The organism is Litorimonas sp. WD9-15 (assembly GCF_050271975.1).
GTDB lineage: Bacteria > Pseudomonadota > Alphaproteobacteria > Caulobacterales > Maricaulaceae > Litorimonas.
In genome coordinates, this window is sequence record NZ_CP189850.1 from 1115285 (window position 1) to 1131621 (window position 16337).

16 protein-coding genes and 1 tRNA gene are annotated in these 16337 nt (G+C 55.2%); 3 read left to right on the plus strand and 14 right to left on the minus strand.

Annotated elements, in window-relative coordinates; genetic code table 11:
• Window positions 1–2: 2 nt before the first annotated feature.
• The 11 genes from ACP9M6_RS05240 to ACP9M6_RS05290 form a co-directional block, all read right to left on the minus strand.
• Window positions 3–869, minus strand: a complete 867-nt coding sequence (locus ACP9M6_RS05240; protein WP_427454135.1) for an RDD family protein — start codon at window positions 867–869, stop codon at window positions 3–5.
• Complete coding sequence (locus tag ACP9M6_RS05245) at window positions 866–1879, minus strand: stage II sporulation protein M (RefSeq protein ID WP_427454137.1); 1014 nt, start codon at window positions 1877–1879, stop codon at window positions 866–868. The genes ACP9M6_RS05240 and ACP9M6_RS05245 overlap by 4 nt, the downstream gene beginning before the upstream one ends.
• Entirely contained in the window at window positions 1869–3215 is a 1347-nt protein-coding gene (locus tag ACP9M6_RS05250) for a DUF58 domain-containing protein (RefSeq protein WP_427454139.1), read from the minus strand. Before ACP9M6_RS05250 ends, ACP9M6_RS05245 begins: the two co-directional genes overlap by 11 nt.
• A gap of 9 nt (window positions 3216–3224) precedes the next feature.
• A complete protein-coding gene (locus ACP9M6_RS05255) occupies window positions 3225–4205 on the minus strand; it encodes an AAA family ATPase (protein ID WP_427454141.1) in 981 nt (326 codons plus the stop codon).
• Window positions 4202–5728 carry a hypothetical protein gene (locus ACP9M6_RS05260; RefSeq protein ID WP_427454143.1) on the minus strand — a complete coding sequence of 509 codons (1527 nt, stop codon included), beginning with the start codon at window positions 5726–5728 and terminating at the stop codon, window positions 4202–4204. Before ACP9M6_RS05260 ends, ACP9M6_RS05255 begins: the two co-directional genes overlap by 4 nt.
• On the minus strand, window positions 5725–6504 hold the full coding sequence (locus ACP9M6_RS05265) for a hypothetical protein (protein ID WP_427454145.1): 780 nt from the start codon (window positions 6502–6504) through the stop codon (window positions 5725–5727). The genes ACP9M6_RS05260 and ACP9M6_RS05265 overlap by 4 nt, the downstream gene beginning before the upstream one ends.
• A gap of 7 nt (window positions 6505–6511) precedes the next feature.
• Complete coding sequence (locus ACP9M6_RS05270; protein ID WP_427454147.1) at window positions 6512–7480, minus strand: zinc transporter ZntB; 969 nt, start codon at window positions 7478–7480, stop codon at window positions 6512–6514.
• A 95-nt stretch (window positions 7481–7575) separates the two neighbouring features.
• The gene (locus tag ACP9M6_RS05275) at window positions 7576–9276 is read right to left on the minus strand and encodes an aminodeoxychorismate synthase component I (RefSeq protein WP_427454149.1); all 1701 of its coding nucleotides are present in this window, start codon (window positions 9274–9276) and stop codon (window positions 7576–7578) included.
• 2 nt (window positions 9277–9278) lie between these two features.
• On the minus strand, window positions 9279–10214 hold the full coding sequence (locus ACP9M6_RS05280; protein WP_427454151.1) for a biotin-dependent carboxyltransferase family protein: 936 nt from the start codon (window positions 10212–10214) through the stop codon (window positions 9279–9281).
• Complete coding sequence (gene pxpB / locus ACP9M6_RS05285; protein WP_427454153.1) at window positions 10211–10855, minus strand: 5-oxoprolinase subunit PxpB; 645 nt, start codon at window positions 10853–10855, stop codon at window positions 10211–10213. The genes ACP9M6_RS05280 and pxpB overlap by 4 nt, the downstream gene beginning before the upstream one ends.
• On the minus strand, window positions 10852–11622 hold the full coding sequence (locus ACP9M6_RS05290) for a 5-oxoprolinase subunit PxpA (RefSeq protein ID WP_427454155.1): 771 nt from the start codon (window positions 11620–11622) through the stop codon (window positions 10852–10854). The genes pxpB and ACP9M6_RS05290 overlap by 4 nt, the downstream gene beginning before the upstream one ends.
• 30 nt (window positions 11623–11652) lie before the next feature.
• Between ACP9M6_RS05290 and ACP9M6_RS05295 the strand changes: the two genes are divergently transcribed.
• Window positions 11653–12414, plus strand: a complete 762-nt coding sequence (locus ACP9M6_RS05295) for a sulfite exporter TauE/SafE family protein (RefSeq protein WP_427454157.1) — start codon at window positions 11653–11655, stop codon at window positions 12412–12414.
• Here the strand turns inward: ACP9M6_RS05295 and ACP9M6_RS05300 are convergent.
• The 3 genes from ACP9M6_RS05300 to ACP9M6_RS05310 form a co-directional block, all read right to left on the minus strand.
• Window positions 12411–13583 (minus strand): NAD(P)/FAD-dependent oxidoreductase, encoded by a 1173-nt coding sequence (locus ACP9M6_RS05300; RefSeq protein ID WP_427454159.1) that lies wholly within the window; start codon window positions 13581–13583, stop codon window positions 12411–12413. The genes ACP9M6_RS05295 and ACP9M6_RS05300 overlap by 4 nt on opposite strands.
• On the minus strand, window positions 13583–14152 hold the full coding sequence (locus tag ACP9M6_RS05305) for an NUDIX domain-containing protein (protein ID WP_427454161.1): 570 nt from the start codon (window positions 14150–14152) through the stop codon (window positions 13583–13585). The genes ACP9M6_RS05300 and ACP9M6_RS05305 overlap by 1 nt, the downstream gene beginning before the upstream one ends.
• A gap of 42 nt (window positions 14153–14194) precedes the next feature.
• Window positions 14195–14285, minus strand: a tRNA-Ser gene (locus ACP9M6_RS05310).
• Window positions 14286–14415: 130 nt separating this feature from the next.
• Here ACP9M6_RS05310 and ACP9M6_RS05315 point away from each other — a divergent pair.
• Together ACP9M6_RS05315 and ACP9M6_RS05320 are read left to right on the plus strand one after the other, a co-directional pair.
• A complete protein-coding gene (locus ACP9M6_RS05315; RefSeq protein WP_427454163.1) occupies window positions 14416–15543 on the plus strand; it encodes a carboxylate-amine ligase in 1128 nt (375 codons plus the stop codon).
• A gap of 67 nt (window positions 15544–15610) precedes the next feature.
• On the plus strand, window positions 15611–16336 hold the full coding sequence (locus tag ACP9M6_RS05320; protein WP_427454165.1) for an N-formylglutamate amidohydrolase: 726 nt from the start codon (window positions 15611–15613) through the stop codon (window positions 16334–16336).
• Window position 16337 lies beyond the last annotated feature (1 nt).

The window sequence follows — 16337 nt, forward strand, 5'->3', positions numbered from 1 at the left end:
TATTACCGCGTATCGAACTTATCCTTGCGTCGTACACCCATCAACATTTGGCTCTCCAGCCGTCCGCGTAGCGCGGCGTAATAGGCTTTGAGAAAGCCGTAATCGCTCTCGCCCATTTCCCAAACCCAGCCGATTTTCGTCCTGATGCGCATTGCGACATCGGCGACGACTTGGGGGTCACGGGCGCGGAGAACATCCTCTAAGACGTGCAACTCCTTAATGCCGTAAGCGTCAATTTGTGCGGGCGTGAAGACGAATTTATCCGAAGCACTTGGCGCGTCAGAAAGCTTAGTCTCAACCAAATCCGCCGCGAGAAGGGGGCGCGGCGACCGTACAACCCAGGTGCCCGCGACGAGGTCTCCGACCCGCAATCTATCTTTATTAAAGAGCGGGAAAAACAGAAAAACACCGGCCCATATTGCCGCCAATAAACTCATCCAGCCATCGACACCGCCATTGCCAATGCCAAAGATAAATCCGATGGGGAGGAAAAATCCAATCTCCCGGAGAGCATTGCGGGCAAAGACGGAGGCCGCAGATAGACGGGCTTTGCCGCGTGCGGCGACGCGGATTTTCATCATCATTTTTCCTGGTGTGGCGGCGCGTCGACCTAACTCAAACAAGGTGAAATAGAAACTGCGTAGAAAGAAGGCGATCAGGATGAGAAGCGTAAAGGCGCTCTCGGTCCACATGAGTGTGAGCGTCCAAGCCGCAGCAATGAACACGACAACGATAATGATCAGGTCGAGTGCAAAGGCCCCGATCCGTGTGCCGACATCGGCCAGTTCAACCTGAAGGTCCACGCCCTCCGGTGTGACCAAATGGCGGCGTCCGGGCGGCAGTTCTGTTTGAAACGTCGCGCTGCTCACGACTCTTCCTCCAGCGGGTGAAAGCTTTTGCGGGGCAGGAAGAAATAGAGCAGCCAGAAGAGCAACATTCCGCCCCCAATACCGTAACGCACCCAATCATTTTGAATGAGCTGCCGCCCGAATCCTTCCAGCAATCCGGCGACGAGTAGCATGACAACGACACCGCCCAACATGATGGAGGCTTCTTCAGATTTGGACCGCAGCGACTCCATCCGGCTCATATCGCCGGGGAAGGCGACGGCCCGTCCAATCATGAAACCACCCGCACCGGCGAGGGCAATCGCAAATAACTCCGTTGTGCCGTGAATGGAGAGCCAGCCACCAATTTCGAACCCGAGATCTTTTTCGGTAAAGACCGCGATGAAAGCCCCGATTGATAAGCCGTTATAAAGAAGCAGAGCCACTGTCGGCAGTGCAAAGGCAAAACCCAGCGCAAAGGCCAGAATTGAGACGCGACTATTATTTGAAAACAGATAGGCGGCGAAAGCGGCCAACCCGCCCGTATCGTGATCCCCGTAAATCGTGTCCCGCAAGAATTCTTCCGACGCGTCGGGTGTGCGACCGGACGCCATGCTTTCATCCATAAAAGCGTAGAACCAATCCGGATTATTCGCGACAAGGACGAAGCCGACTAAACCGCCGAGAAAGAAAATCAGGGAGGAGGCGAGCGTATCCTTCCACGCGCTCTGTACGGCCAGTGGCCAGTCGCGGGCAAAGAAACTGATGATACGATCCCGCAGACGTTTCTGGGAGCCGTAAATGACGTAATAGGCGCGGGTGGACAGACTCTCCAAATAGTTCACGACGCTTTGGTCCAGTGACGTCGCGCGGGCCACGGAAAGCGAAGAGAGTGTCGCGCGATACATACGGGGCAATGCGATTAATTCCTCATCCGACAGGCCACGCACGGATGACGCCTCAATGCGCGAAAGAAGACGTTCCATCTCCTTCCAATCCGCTTGGCGCTCCTCGCGGAAACGTTTGGATTTTAGAACAATATCAGATCGCATTGCGCGCTTTCAGCATCATATAGGTGTTCAGAACTTTCATATTCAGCGTGTCGGCATCGGCATCAATGACATTGACGCCCATCCGCATCAGGCGGCGGAGGACCAGATCGCGTTCGCGCATCAATCCGTCACCGATCAGGCTCGCCGCCGCTTCCTCAGGTGTCTTGGCGGGGCGTTCGATGAGTTGGTCCAGCGCGGAATTCCGGAAGGCGACGAAGATGACGATATGCCGTTTTAGAAGACGCGCCATGTTCTCGACCATTAATTCCGCTTGGGTGGAATCGACGAAATCTGTGAAGACAACAATCAGGGTCCGGCGCTGCAAATTCTGCGCGAGTTGCGAAAGACCGAGCGTGAAATTTGTTTCCGCATTGGAATAATCTATCTTGGCAGAAACACGACGAATTTGCGAGAAACTGCGCGTATTCCCGATGGCGGGAGCATAGAGATAGGGCTTTTCGTCAAAGGCATAGAGCCCGACTTTATCGCCGATTTTCAGACTGACAAAGCTCATGAGCAGCGCTGCGTTTAAGGCGCGGTCGAGTTTTGTCATGGACTCGCCCGTCTCCACATCTTCAGCCGCTTCGGCCATAATATGGCCCGTGTCGAAGGCGAAGACGATATTATGATTACGTTCGGTGCGAAACTCGCGCGAGAGCAGCGTGCCGTGACGGGCGGAATGTTTCCAATCAATGGAGCGCTTATCCATGCCGGGCATAAATTCTGTCAGTCCGTCAAATTCCGTGCCGTCGCCGCGCATGCGCTGGAGCTTTTGACCGATATTCGCGTCTTTCGTGAAGATTTCCGCCGCCGTATCGCGGACCATTTTTGTATCAGACGTGACGGGAAATTCTCGCAAAAGCGGGTCAATCCGTTGTCGCCAGACGAGACCGAGCGGGCCCTGCCACCGCGTCCATAGGCGTTCCAATTCCGCCGTGCCGCGTAATTCCGTACGAATGTTGAAGAGCGCCAACATTCCGCCATCGCCCAATCCGGCCTGTGCCGTTGAGGGGCTTACACTCAGGCGGTCATTAGCTGTCAGGCGTAATTCCGGTTTACGCGGCGGGACGCCTGCTGCGAATTCCGTCGTGATACGCACATCATAGTCATGCCCGACATATCCGGACCCAGGCGCATCAATGGACGGTTCCATGCGCGGGACCGATGTTGCGAGAAGCGCATCCAGCGCGACCAATCCCAAAATGGCCGCGACCCATCCCGCACCCAAAACCCAAAGGTCTGGCACGACAAGCGCCAGAATAAGTGTCGCCGGCAAACCAAGCGCTGCCGTAAAAACGGCCCGTCTTGTGGGATATGTCTGGGTACGGAATTTCAACTGTTGGGCTTAACGCGGTGCGTGGGTTTGTTCGATGACGGCCGTGATAACCTCATCTGCTGTCCGGCCTTCAATCTCTGCTGCCGGGGAGAGTACGGCGCGGTGACGCAGGGCGGGGAGGGCAATCGCTTTGACATCATCGGGGATGACGTAATTGCGGCCTTGTAACGCGGCATAGGCGCGGGCGGAACTGGCAATCATCGCTGCGGCACGGGGCGAGGCGCCCGTTTCAAACAGAGGATTGTCGCGTGTGCCGCGTACGAGGTCGACAACATAATGTGTGACTTCGTCGTTCAGGTGGATCGCGGAAATCGCCTTACGCACTTTGGCGAGGGCCGCTTTTGTCATCACGGATTTCAGACCGAGATCGGCCATGCCCGGTGTGCCGCTGCGCTGACCATGTTGTTCGACGATTTTGATTTCCTCGTCACGGGAGGGATAGGACAGGATGTGTTTGAACAGGAAACGATCGAGTTGCGCCTCGGGCAGGGGGTAGGTCCCCTGTTGTTCAATTGGGTTCTGGGTCGCGACGACCATGAAGTTCTCACCGAGTGGGAAACGTTGCCCGTCAATCGTCACTTGGCGTTCCTGCATGGCTTCGAGCAGGGCGGATTGCGTTTTAGGTGGGGTCCGATTGATTTCGTCTGCCAAGAGCATGTCACAAAAGATTGGACCCTTCACAAGGCTGAACTCATTCGTCTGGAAGGAGAACAGGTTCGTTCCAAGCAAATCACCCGGCAACAGGTCCGGCGTGAATTGTATCCGTCCGAAATCCAGCTTTGTGACATGGGCGAAAACTTGCGCGAGAAAAGTTTTCGCGGTTCCGGGAACACCCTCCAATAGGATATGCCCACGCGAGAGCAGCGCGGTCAGGAGGAGGTCTACCGTATCGGTCTGGCCGATAATGACTTTTGCTACTTCCGTGCGGATATTATCGGCGAGTTTTTGAACCTCGGCCAGTTGGGTCTCTGTGACAGTGGAATCGCTCATGATTTCGGGTCCTCTTGCAATGTGCCTGTGTCGATCATCTTTTCGCGCCAAACCGTCAGGGCTTTGGCATATTGGCCATAGCTTTGAGGCGTGGCTGTGCTGATCTTCGTTTTTAATTCTGCGTAAGTTGGAGACAGCGCGCGGCGTTTCTCGCGTCCGTCCAATAATTTATCCGTCGCGGCCTCGGTCCGGCCCTTAAAGCCCAACTCGTCCACGACTTGCCGTCGGATGAGAGCCGCATAATTCTCGCCTGTCTTATGCGTGCGATTGGCGACGTCCATAAATTCCGCCGCGGTCTCAGCCAGGCTGACGGGGCCTTGCGCATAATCGGGTCTGACCCGCGCAGGATCGCCAAAGCGGTTAAAGCCCTGCCACGCGACAAGCCCCCCCGCGAGCAGCAGACAGAGCGTAGCGGCGAGGAAAGGTGGCGTGACCATAAGTTTAATCAGGTTCCGGCCATTCTCAATTCCGTGCAGGCTGACATCAAAATCGGCGTGATAGAGCTCGGCCTCTGACGCGACGAGAACCTCGTCAATCACACCTAATGCAAAGCGCGCGCCCGTCTGGGTCTGAAACGCCATTGTGTTGATCAGGTCAGGTTCCGACAGGATATAGGTCTGGCTATTTTCCAACCGGATGAGGACCGGCTTTTCGTCAATGCGCATCAGCACTGTATAATCAGGAAGGGGGTCTGGTTCAGAAACCTCTTCCTCATTTTCCTTGCCTTCATCTTCTTCTGTCTCAGCTTCTTCTTCTTCTGACAGGGGAATATAATCTTCGCCGCGTTCCTCGGCGCGTTGTTTCCGGAATTCTTCAATTTCTTCCATTCGAATGCGCATTAACTCTGCCTGGCGCTCGGACCAGCGCGTGTCCAAATCAAAATATTGGAGAGCTTCAACATCCAGATTGGAGAGGTCCGGTAGGTTCCGCTGGAAATTCATTGTGAATTTGACGTCAATATTTTGCGAGATATCGTCGACACGTCGGATGACGGGGATATCCTCGAATAAATAATTAAATTCGCCCAAACCGGATAAGCCGTCCTCGCCGTTCTTGCGTGCCCAGTCTGTCGATCCTTGTTCATTTTCCTGCGGAATAAATTGCCGGACGGACCATTTGGGTAGGACGACCAAACGTATCTCATTCGTATTTTTTTCGAGAGTCGAGGATAGGCGGGAATAGGTGCGGGACGGCGTATAAATGACAAGCTGGCTTTGTCGCGCATAATAATCGCGGTCATCACGCGTTTCATGCGCGATATAGCCAACTTGGTTCATATAGTCCTGCAGAGCCTTATAGCCGACGGCGGAGACGGAGCGCGGCGTCGCTTGCCCGGGCGGTGTTTTCCGCAAATCATCCGCAAATCCACCCAAGACGAAAAATGCACCAAAGGAGAAGAGGCCAATCGCCATGAGCGCGAAGAGCGTCATCGGCTTAAAGAGGACATTTGACAGGCCCTGCCGTTTCCGGCCCGTCTGACGACCTGGCAGGCTTTGCGCCAGATGTTTACTGCGCGCATTCACCGTCTGCGCCTCCGCGCCGCGGTCTCATGCGTTTGTCCGGTCAGGTCCGCATAGGCCTTTCGCGCGACCTCAAATCCGGATTGACCGATCGGCGTGCCCCCAAAATGCGAGAGCTCAGATACGCCCGCAATCGTCGAGAAAGCCTGACGCGAATTCTGGGTCAGGACGGGGAGTTTCCCGATTTCTCGCGCCGTCAGTGAGCGGCGCACAACATTGGGACGGTTGCGATCAATATCCTGAATGGAACGGAAGAGCAGTGTATGAACGGCTTCGCCGTAGCGGCCTTCTGCGGCCAGTCGATCAACCTCATCTAACAGGATGCGGGCTTGGGCTTTGGCGGGTTCATAAAGCGGAATTTCGGGTGTCTCGTCTTTCTTCTTAGAGGTCGGCTTCGCAAAGCGTGTCTCATAGACCGCCCGGCCAATCAGGTAGAGCGCCCCCAGGACCAAGGCCCCCAATCCGAGCCAGAACGCGATTTCCAGTAGCGGTGCGAGAAATCTAAATATGGTGCCAAACACTTTTGATAACCATTTGGAGAAAGCGGATTGAGGCTTGGGCGGAATGGGATCTGCCAATTCGAACTGATAGGCCTCATCACGTTTGACGTCACGGAACCCGTCTTGAATGACGACCTCGTCATAAGTCGGATAGGGATTATAGTCTTCAGTTACCGTTTCACCCGTTTCGACCGGCGTAGTGGATTGCGCAAAAGCGGGGCTGGAGAGGACCAGCCAAGTCGTCGCGAGAACGAGCCAGAATGAAAGAAAGAACCTCACGTCTGATCTATATCCATTTCATCAGACGAAAGATCAATAATTGTAATGCCCCAATTCCGACGACAATGGCGGTTACGAACCAGAACCCCATACCATTTTCTACCCAAGGCATCCCGCCAACGTTAATGCCCATCATGCCAGAAACGAGACCGAGCGGGAGAAACACGGCGGACAGGACTGCGAGAATCATCATATTATTATTCATCTGTTCCGCGCGAAGATCGGTCAGCTGATCTTTCACAATGGCGCAGCGTTCCCGTACAGCGTCCAATTCTTCGGTCACACGTGTCGCTTGGTCCGCGCTATCACGCAATCGCAATTGGTCATCCTGCGTAATCCAAGGCAGTTTTTGCTGGGAGAGTGAGTTCAGCGCATCACGCTGCGGCGCGAGATAACGGCGCAGCATAATCGCCGTCCGCCGGAGTTCCGAGACGAGCGGCCGCGCCGTTTCTGTATCTCCCGTCTCTATTTTGTCTTCCAGATCATCCACTTGTTCATTAAGGGCGGTAATGGTCGGGATCATCCGATCAATCATGCTCTGTGCGAAATTGGCTAAGAAACCGCCCGGCGTCGCGGGGGGAGGTTGCGTGAGGAGCCGTTCGGCGATGTCACCTGTGGCTTTTAGCGGGCGTTTTTCAACCGAGACAATGCGTGTCGGTTGAATGAAAAAACGAATCCCAATCATATCCTCAGGTTCAGCGCCCGGATTCAGATTGACGCCGCGCAGATTGATGAGGACGTCATGGTCCCGCAGGATTGTCCGTGGCCGGGAATCTTCTGCCAGCAGTGTGATTTCCGCAATTTTATCAAGACATTCATCCGCCTCAAAAACGGTCTGGATGGAGCTGTCATTCCGGTTGATATGGTACCAATCATAACCATCTCCGGCTTCACGCGGCAAGCCCATTTCCGTTTTGGGAAGCGCGACGGCTTTGCCCTCGGATGAAATATGAAAAGCATGGAGTATGAATGCCACGGTGTTCAGACGTCCCTTTCCCTAGGTTCCACCTTCGTGGAAGGGGTCGATAGTGTCACCTTAACGTGCAACAGGAAGGCGTCAATGCGCATGGGTCAATGTTCCAAATAATCTATGAATGTCGCGAGTATGAGTCCGCGCAGGGAGTTTCCGACATAAACGGCGTCTGCTGATTTTAAGTCATCGATTGTGAGGGAGGTTTCATGCGCTTTTCCGGTCTCCACAAGCTCCGCGCGCAGAACACCCGGAAGCAGTCCGGAGGATAATTCCGGGGTCAGAAGTCGTCCGTCTTTTTCAATGAAGAGAGATGTGAAGCTGCCTTCACAAACTAATCCCGCTGCATTTAAAAAAATGACCTCCGCAGCCTCTGTTATCGCTGAAATGCGGGCGCGTTCTCCGTCGTAAAAATCCCGAAAACTTGTTTTGAAACGCGTATTCTGAACGTCAGATGTCAGAGGGTAACGGGAGAGCGCAAGGGGGAGGGGCGTTTCCAGACTTTCATAAGGGGTCGCCGTGATGTCTATTCGTCCGGACTCAGCTTGCAGTTTTACTCTCAAATCCGATTTAGGTTGAAGCGTTTCCACTTTTTGAAATTCCCGCGTCACATCATGCCCGACGATGTCTGACAGACGCGCGATATGTCTCTCCCGTCTGGGAATTTTGCCGCTCGGTAATCGCCGAAATGTCTCAATCGCGCCCTCGTCTTGTGGCTTGAAGATTTGCGCTTTTAATAAACATTCCCGATATTCATCCTGCCCGTCGCTATCCAAGACAACGCCGGAGCCTACGTCATAACGTAATTCTCCGTTCGACATCTGCACGGTCCGAATGGCGACGGAAAAACTGGCATCGCCATTGGGCGCGATATATCCGACGGAGCCGCAATAATTTCCGCGCGAGCTGCTTTCCAATTCTTCGATAATTTCCATCGCCCGGATCTTGGGTGCACCCGTGACAGAGCCGCACGGAAACAAACCCTCAAATATCTCGTTCCATCCCACATCATGGCGAAGCTGACCTGTCACCTGCGACGTCATCTGGTGCAGGGTCGGATAGGTTTCCAGCGCAAATAATTCGGGGACTTTGACACTTCCTGCCTCGCAAAGCCGCGAAAGATCATTCCGCAAGAGATCCACAATCATCAGGTTCTCGGCTTGTGATTTCGGCTCGGCCCGCATTTCGGCGAGGATCGCGGCATCATCCTGTCCGCGCGGTCGCGTGCCCTTCATCGGTCGCATCCGCATCTCCCGGCCGCGTTTTTCGAAGAAGAGTTCCGGTGAAAAACTTACGCTGGCGGAACTTCCCAATTTGACAATGGCGCCATAGCGTCCGGGTTGCCGCCGTCGGAAGGCTGCATAGAGCTGTGTCGGCGAAATGTCGCTTTCCGCCCGCATCGGAAATGTCAGATTAACCTGATAGCAGTCTCCAGCGCGAAGGTATTTTTGGACGCGCTCAAAGCGGGATAAATAATCCGCTTCCGACCAGTCAGGTCTGAAGGACAGGGTGGGCACATCCCGCGTGTAGAGCCACTCTATTGGTGCGTGATCTTTCGGGGCTTCAAACACGCCGAGTTGAATGAGGGGAGCACTTTCAGGCGGCGCAAATTTATATTCCAGCGCGTGACCCAATTCATAAGCCAGCGACCCGGCCAGCCATTTACCGCTCGCCTGTGCGGCTTTGATCTCGGCGAAGGCGGTGGGGAGCTCGTCTCGTGTCTCGGCTAGAATTATGGCGCTGGGGTCTTGGAAAACCATTTGTTTCCCGCTGCCCTGATCGTCGAGATAAACGAATGGCATGATTAGAAGCGGAAACCCGGAATCAGGTCCGCATAATAGGAGTTTTTGGCCTTCAGAATGGCCGAGCTTTCCTCCGCCAGACTTCGCCGGAAACTGACGGCCGCGCCGGGCGCGATTTGTCCTAAAAGCCAAAGGTCCGCCTGAATGACTTGCAGGGCCCGCGCATAGCCGCCGGTACAATGCCCATCGGCCAGCGCTAAGATGGGCTGTCCGTCGGGCGGCACTTGCAGTGTACCGGGCAGGAGCGGGCTGCTCGTCATATTTAAGGGGGCATTAAGCGCAATTTTATCGCCCTTTAACCGCGTACCCATCCGGTCGGTCGCAGTCGTCGCGTAAAAGGGTGTCGTGAAGAGGTAGCGTTTGCCCGCATCCGAGAGCGTGTCCCATTCGGGTCCCGCGCCGGCGCGGAGGACGACATGATTGGACAAGGCGGGCACATGACCTTTGGGCAGGCTGTTCGGCTCGCCCTGTTTCTCACCAACCCGAACAATATCTCCTGTTTTCAACGCACCACCATCCAACCCGCCGAGGCTGGCAGGAAGATAGGTCGAGACGGAGTCCATAAAGGTTGTGGCTTCCACACCGCCCGCAATGGCGAGATAGGCGCGGCAGCCCGCGCGGGTGAAACTCATCGTCAGGATGTCGCCTTTTTCGACATCCACCGCCTTATTCATCGGCAGGTTCATACCCTGATTTTGCGCCCACATCTGCGCGCCTGAAATCGCGATGGTCGCCGTCCGTTCGAAGCGGATATGCAATCCCCCCAGCGCACATTCCAGCGTAGGTGTATCCCATCTGTTACCCACAAGATGGTTCGCAATTGCGAAGGAGAGTCTATCCGCCGCACCGCCACCCGGAATGCCCTGATGTCTGTGCCCGGGACGCCCCGCATCCATGACCAGAGTCTGCGTTCCGGAATGTAAGACTGTCAAACTCATTGTGGTATAAACCTCACGCGATCACCCGCATTGAGGAGGAAGGGCGCCTCCCGTTCGGGATCGAAAATGGAGAAGGACGTGCGGCCAATTATCTGCCAGCCGCCGGGACTTTCCAATCCGTAGATGCCCGTCTGCCAGTTCGCAATCCCAAGACTGCCGGCAGGAACCTTGGCACGAGGGGTCGCGTGGCGCGGATGGTGGAGGGCTATTGGGGCGGGCGAGAGAAAACTAAATCCCGGAATAAATCCCATCATGCAGACGCGGTAGATCTGCCCGCTATGTAAAGCGATCACGGCGTCCTCTGTCAGTTTTGCCGTCGCGCAGATTGTTGGCATATCCGGACCATAGGTCCCGCCATAATTCACCGGAATTTCAACGAGTTTGCCGGCTGTGGTTGTTTTCGAGATGTGTCGCGCAAGGCCATCTTCGACATGACGTTTTGCGCTACTCATTGAACGCAGCCCAAGATCAAAGACGCAGACGATGGAATCATATCCTGGCACGACCTCGATATATCTTCCGCTCTCCCGCAAATGCGCGGCGAGGTGGTGGACCGCATCATTGACGGGCTCTGAGAATCCATCTGTCGGCCACCGGATTAGAAGCGCGTGATCCCCGTAATTTGAAATCGTAGGGGTCATGCGAAGGCCTTTATGGTGAGGCCCGCCGCTTCAATAACGGCGCGGGCTTGTTTTGCCGTCTCCACCGCACCCGCACTGTCCCCATGCACGCAGAGAGACCCGGTTTGCAGCGTCAGAAAATTGCCCGATGCCGTCTGAACTCTACCTGTTGTCGCAAGGTTTTTGGCTTGGGCTAGCCGTTCGTCCTGATTCTCAATCACGGCACCTTTGACTTTACGGGATATTAAATGCCCATCATCCGTATAGCGACGATCAATAAACCCTTCTGCGACAAAGCGTAGGTCAAAGGCTTTGGCCGCCTTTGTCATTTCCGAATTTGGTCCACCGAGTAGGATAAGGTTCATCTCCAACCGGGCCATCACGTCGCAAATCAATTTGGATTTGTAATCATCACTGACGGCGTCGTTATAGAGCGCGCCATGGGGTTTCACATATTTGAGGACCGCGCCCTCCGCCGTACAAATTTCGGTCAAATCCAGGATTTGAGCGCGGAGCGTTTCAATGAGAGCTTTTGCGTCAATATCCTCGCCAATGACCAGACTCGTCCGTCCGAAATTGACGCGGTCGGGATAAGCCGGATGTGCCCCGATGGTCACGCCTTCAGCTCTGGCATTGCGCACGGTCCGACGCATGGAGGCCGTGTCGCCCGCATGTCCGCCGCAGGCAATATTGGCGCTGCTAATCGCGGTCAGGATTTGAGACTCAGACTCCGCCCAATCGGGATTATCCGCCTCGCCAATATCCGCATTGAGATCAATACTCTTCATAAGGGCTTCCTATCCGCTTCCGCACACGGCATGAAGCCCGAAATGTTATCCGATCCGATATTCCTCATCAGTGCTGTTTTCGCCGTCATCATTACAGGTATTTCCAAAGGTGGCTTTGGTGGCTTAGCGCTGTTTGCGGTACCGATTCTTTCGCTCAGTATTTCACCTGTTCAGGCAGCTGGTATTCTCCTGCCGATATTGATCGTCATGGATTGGGTGAGTATCTGGGCATACCGGAAACATTGGGACAAGCGGTTGCTCCTCCTGATGCTACCCGGCGCGATGATTGGCATCGCCATTGGTGGGTTGCTGGCAGATCGCGTCAGTGAAGATTTCGTACGGGTCTGTGTGGGCTTTATTGCCGTAGCCTTTCCAGTTTATGCCGTCCTTGGGCCAAAATTTCGCACGGGCGGAGATTGGCTCAAGGGCAACCGCCCCATGGCGTGGGCGTCTGGTATCGCGGCAGGCTTTACGAGCTTTGTCGCCCATGCGGGGGGACCTCCTTTTCAGACTTACGCCCTGCCGCAAGGCCTTGATAAACGCATTTATGCTGGCACAGCGGTCATGTTCTTCATGGTTGTGAACGCGGTGAAACTCATCCCCTATGCCATGCTGGGCCAGTTCGACCGTACAAATCTGACCATATCGGCGGCCCTAATCCCGCTTGCGCCGATTGGCGTGTTAATCGGCGTCTGGCTCGTGAAACGGATCGACCAGCAGACTTTTTACCGCGTCATGTATGCCCTGATTTTTGTGACAGGCGTGAAGCTGCTTTGGGATGGGTTGATTTAAATCGCTTCCCCACACGCCACCCCACTGGCCCAGGCCCATTGGAAATTGTGCCCGCCGAGATGGCCCGTCACATCAACAACCTCGCCGATGAAATAGAGCCCGCTCACCGATTTTGCTTCCATCGTTTTGGAGGACAGCTCATCCGTATCCACACCGCCGCGCGTGACTTCGGCCTTGCGGTAGCCCTCCGTTCCGGCAGGGCGGATGTGCCAGGCTGAGACTTGCAGCGCGAGGTTCTGGATTTCGCGATCCGGCATATCAGCAAGACGTGTGTAATTAATGCCCTGCGCCAAATGCGCGGCGAGGCGTGCGGGAATATGAGAGTTGAGCCATTTTTCCGGCGAGAGTTTGGGCGTCGTGTCTTTCGCCTCTCGCAATTCTGTCAGCGTGTCGCGTCCCGGATTCATGTCAACTGTAATGGCTTCGCCCGACCGCCAGTATGAGCTGATTTGTAAGACTGCGGGGCCTGATAATCCGCGATGGGTGAATAGCAGCGCTTCATCAAATGTCGCGCGGTCATTGGTAATCCGCGCGTCAACACTCATGCCGGAGAGCGCGGCAATCGGTTCCTTGAGTTGATCGGTAAAGGTCAGCGGGACGAGAGCGGGTTCGGTCCTGACTATGTTCAATCCGAATTGTTCGGCGATCTTATACCCAAATCCCGTCGCGCCCATTTTTGGAATGGAGGGGCCACCACAGGCCATGACCACATTGGCGCAAGCGATTGTCTGTGTGGGGGTTGTGACAGCAAATCCATCGCCCAATTTTTCCACGCCCATGACCTCTGTGTCGAGGCGGAATTCATTGCCCGCGTCTTCACATTCCTCGACGAGCATATCGATAATCTGTTGGGAACTGTTATCGCAGAAGAGCTGGCCCTTGGTTTTCTCGTGCCATTTGATGTCGTATTTCTCGACCAGCCCGATGAAGTCCCATTGGGTATAACGGGCGAGGGCGGATTTCGCGAAATGTTCATTCTCGGAAATGAAATTCTCCGGCCCGCAATAGAGATTGGTGAAGTTGCAGCGCCCACCACCACTAATCCGGATTTTCTCACCCGGTTTTTTCGCATGGTCCAACAGGACAACCGACTTCCCGCGTCGTCCGGCAACTGCGCCGCACATCATGCCCGCCGCACCTGCGCCGATAATGACGACATCATAATCCATTACAGACCGTCAAGCTCGCCCGCCGCCCGCATCAGCGCCAGTTTGTAAATCGCTGCTACGCCGAGCGAATGCCGGATTTCGCCTGCTTCCACGGCGGCAATAGCATCGTCCAGACTGATCTTCATCACTGAAATATCCTCGCTGCTCTCATGCTCCGTCTCGCCGGGGGTGAGGCCTGTCGCGAGGAAGATTATCGCGCGCTCATCCGTGACAGAATTAGACGTTTCCATCTTGATGATCGGCGTGAATGTTTTGGCCGTAAATCCCGTTTCCTCTTTCAATTCCCGCGCCGCCGCCAGTTCCGGCGGGTCATCAAAACTCCCGCCACCCGCGGCAATCTCCCAGCTATAACTCTTGAACCCAACACGGCTCTGCCCGACAATCCAGATGTGATCGTCCTCATAAGGCACGATGCCGACCGCCAGATTTTTAAAATGGACGAGCGCATAATCCGCAGGCTTACCGTTTGGGTCCAACGAGTCGATGACCTGCACATCCATCCACGGATTTTCAAAAGCCGAGCGACGCTCACGCAGCGTCCAAGCGAAGGGTTTGCGGGGGAGTTTCATATTGCGCCGTTAGCAGTCTGACTGTGTCGGGGGAAGGGCCACTGGAGGTGAGGATGGGATTCGAACCCACGTTAGGCTACAAACCTAAACACGCTTTCCAAGCGTGCGCCTTAAACCACTCGGCCACCTCACCCTAGCAGGCAAAACGTTCTATCGAATGAGCGGTATCCGATAAGGGCCGCGATATAGCGCACCCCGCGTCGGGCGCAACCCTTTTCGTCCGCCCTTTACATAGGTTCTGACTCCCTGTTACCGACAGGACTATGGTTGATAAGCTCACACTTGGCGTTGAAGAAGAATATCTCCTCGTCAATCCCGTTACGCGGAATGTGATGGGCAATCCGCCCAAGGGCTTTTTCAAAGCCTGCAAAGCCGCAATTGGCGAGCGTGTCACACCGGAATTTCTGCGCTGTCAGATCGAAATCGCGACCGATATTTGCGACACCGTTGCCGATGCAAAAGATCAAATCGCGAATATGCGCGGCGAGATTTCGCGCATTGCCGAGGATATGGGCATGGCGCTCATGGCGGCGTCGACCCATCCCTTCACCCCGTGGAAGCGTCAGCGCCCCACGGAAGGCGAACGTTATGAGCAGCTCGATAATGATATGCAGGGGGCCATCCGCCGCATGATGATTTGCGGCATGCACGTCCATGTCGGTTTGGAAAATCCCGAACACCGGATCGATGTGCAGAACCAGATCCGCTATTTCCTGCCCCATATGCTCGCCCTGACGACCAGCTCGCCCTTTTGGGAGAGCCAGCCCATGGGGATGAAGTCCTACCGTCTTTCGGTCTTTGACGGCATGCCGCGCACGGGCATTCCCGAAGCGATTGACAGCTTTGCCGAATATCAGCGCCTCATCGATGCCATCGTTATGACGGGCGCGATCGAGGATTCGTCCAAAATTTGGTGGGACATCCGTCCCAGCGCAAAATTCCCGACGCTGGAAATGCGTGTCTGCGATGTCTGCACGCGTCTGGATGATGCCATGACCGTGACGGCGATTTACCAATCCCTGACGCGCAGGCTGCTGCGGCTGAAGGAAGATAATATGAAATGGCGAGTCTATCCGGCTTTCCTGATTTCCGAAAACCGCTGGATGGCGCAACGGCATGGTGTGACAGGGGACCTCATCGATTTCGGTAGCGGCAAGGCCGTGCCCTATTCTGAAATTCTCGAAGAATTGATCGCGTGGATATCCGAGGATGCGGATGCGCTGGGCTGTCTGACCGAGGTCGAGAACGCGCGCAATATTCTCGAACGTGGCAGTTCCGCCTGCCGCCAGCTCGCAACCTATGAGCAGGCCCGAACGGCGGGCCTCCGCAAACGCGATGCGTTTAATGCAGTCGTCGATATGCTGGTCGCAGAGACGAAAATGGGATTTTAACGCCTCTGTATCCGATGCAATTCCGTGACTAGCCATTCGTTACAATCCCGACTAAACCGCCTCCTCTATGTCCGAACCTTTCCATCACATTCCGGGCGACACATCCGTGCCGCTCTTTCTTTTCGGGGATCATGCGTCGAAGTTTATTCCCGCGCGCTACGATAATCTTGGCCTGTCGGGCGATGACCTGACGCGGCACATTGCGTGGGATATCGGTACGGAAGCCGTCATTCGCGGGCTTTGCGCACGTTTCGGAAATACCGGTATCGTCGCGGGCTTCTCGCGCCTTCTGATTGACCCGAATAGAGGCCTCGAGAATGAGAGCCTGATTCCCGAATTTTCCGACGGCACCGACATTCCCAGCAATGCGAACGTCACCGCGGCGGTGAGGGAAGAACGGATTGAGACGCTGTACCGCCCCTATCACAATGCCTTGAGCGCGGCACTGGATCAGCAGGACAACCCGCTGACCATTTCCGTGCATTCCTTCACACCCAAGCCTAATTTGGGGGACTTCCGCGCCGTAAATTTTGGCTTGCTTGTCAAAGATGATATTGAAACAGCAGAGGTTTTTCAGACGCGGCTGAGCGAGCTGGCGCCCGAATTGTCTATTGGCGTGAACAAACCTTATTCCGCCTATGACCTCAACCATACGGTCGATACGCATGTTTCCCCGCGCGATCTGCCGCATCTTGCAATCGAGATAAGACAGGACCACATCGGTGATCAACAGGGTGTTGCGCGAATGGTCTCCATTCTGGGCGACGCGCTCGAACCGATGATGGGAGCCTGAT

Bases quoted from the DNA above. Each gene is read 5' to 3' on its own strand.
- ACP9M6_RS05245 (WP_427454137.1), bottom strand. From the start codon at position 1,879: ATGCGATCTGATATTGTTCTAAAATCCAAACGTTTCCGCGAGGAGCGC.
- ACP9M6_RS05255 (WP_427454141.1), bottom strand. From the start codon at position 4,205: ATGAGCGATTCCACTGTCACAGAGACCCAACTGGCCGAGGTTCAAAAA.
- ACP9M6_RS05275 (WP_427454149.1), bottom strand. From the start codon at position 9,276: ATGCCATTCGTTTATCTCGACGATCAGGGCAGCGGGAAACAAATGGTT.
- ACP9M6_RS05280 (WP_427454151.1), bottom strand. From the start codon at position 10,214: ATGAGTTTGACAGTCTTACATTCCGGAACGCAGACTCTGGTCATGGAT.
- pxpB (WP_427454153.1), bottom strand. From the start codon at position 10,855: ATGACCCCTACGATTTCAAATTACGGGGATCACGCGCTTCTAATCCGG.
- ACP9M6_RS05290 (WP_427454155.1), bottom strand. From the start codon at position 11,622: ATGAAGAGTATTGATCTCAATGCGGATATTGGCGAGGCGGATAATCCC.
- ACP9M6_RS05295 (WP_427454157.1), top strand. From the start codon at position 11,653: ATGAAGCCCGAAATGTTATCCGATCCGATATTCCTCATCAGTGCTGTT.
- ACP9M6_RS05300 (WP_427454159.1), bottom strand. From the start codon at position 13,583: ATGGATTATGATGTCGTCATTATCGGCGCAGGTGCGGCGGGCATGATG.
- ACP9M6_RS05305 (WP_427454161.1), bottom strand. From the start codon at position 14,152: ATGAAACTCCCCCGCAAACCCTTCGCTTGGACGCTGCGTGAGCGTCGC.
- ACP9M6_RS05315 (WP_427454163.1), top strand. From the start codon at position 14,416: ATGGTTGATAAGCTCACACTTGGCGTTGAAGAAGAATATCTCCTCGTC.
- ACP9M6_RS05320 (WP_427454165.1), top strand. From the start codon at position 15,611: ATGTCCGAACCTTTCCATCACATTCCGGGCGACACATCCGTGCCGCTC.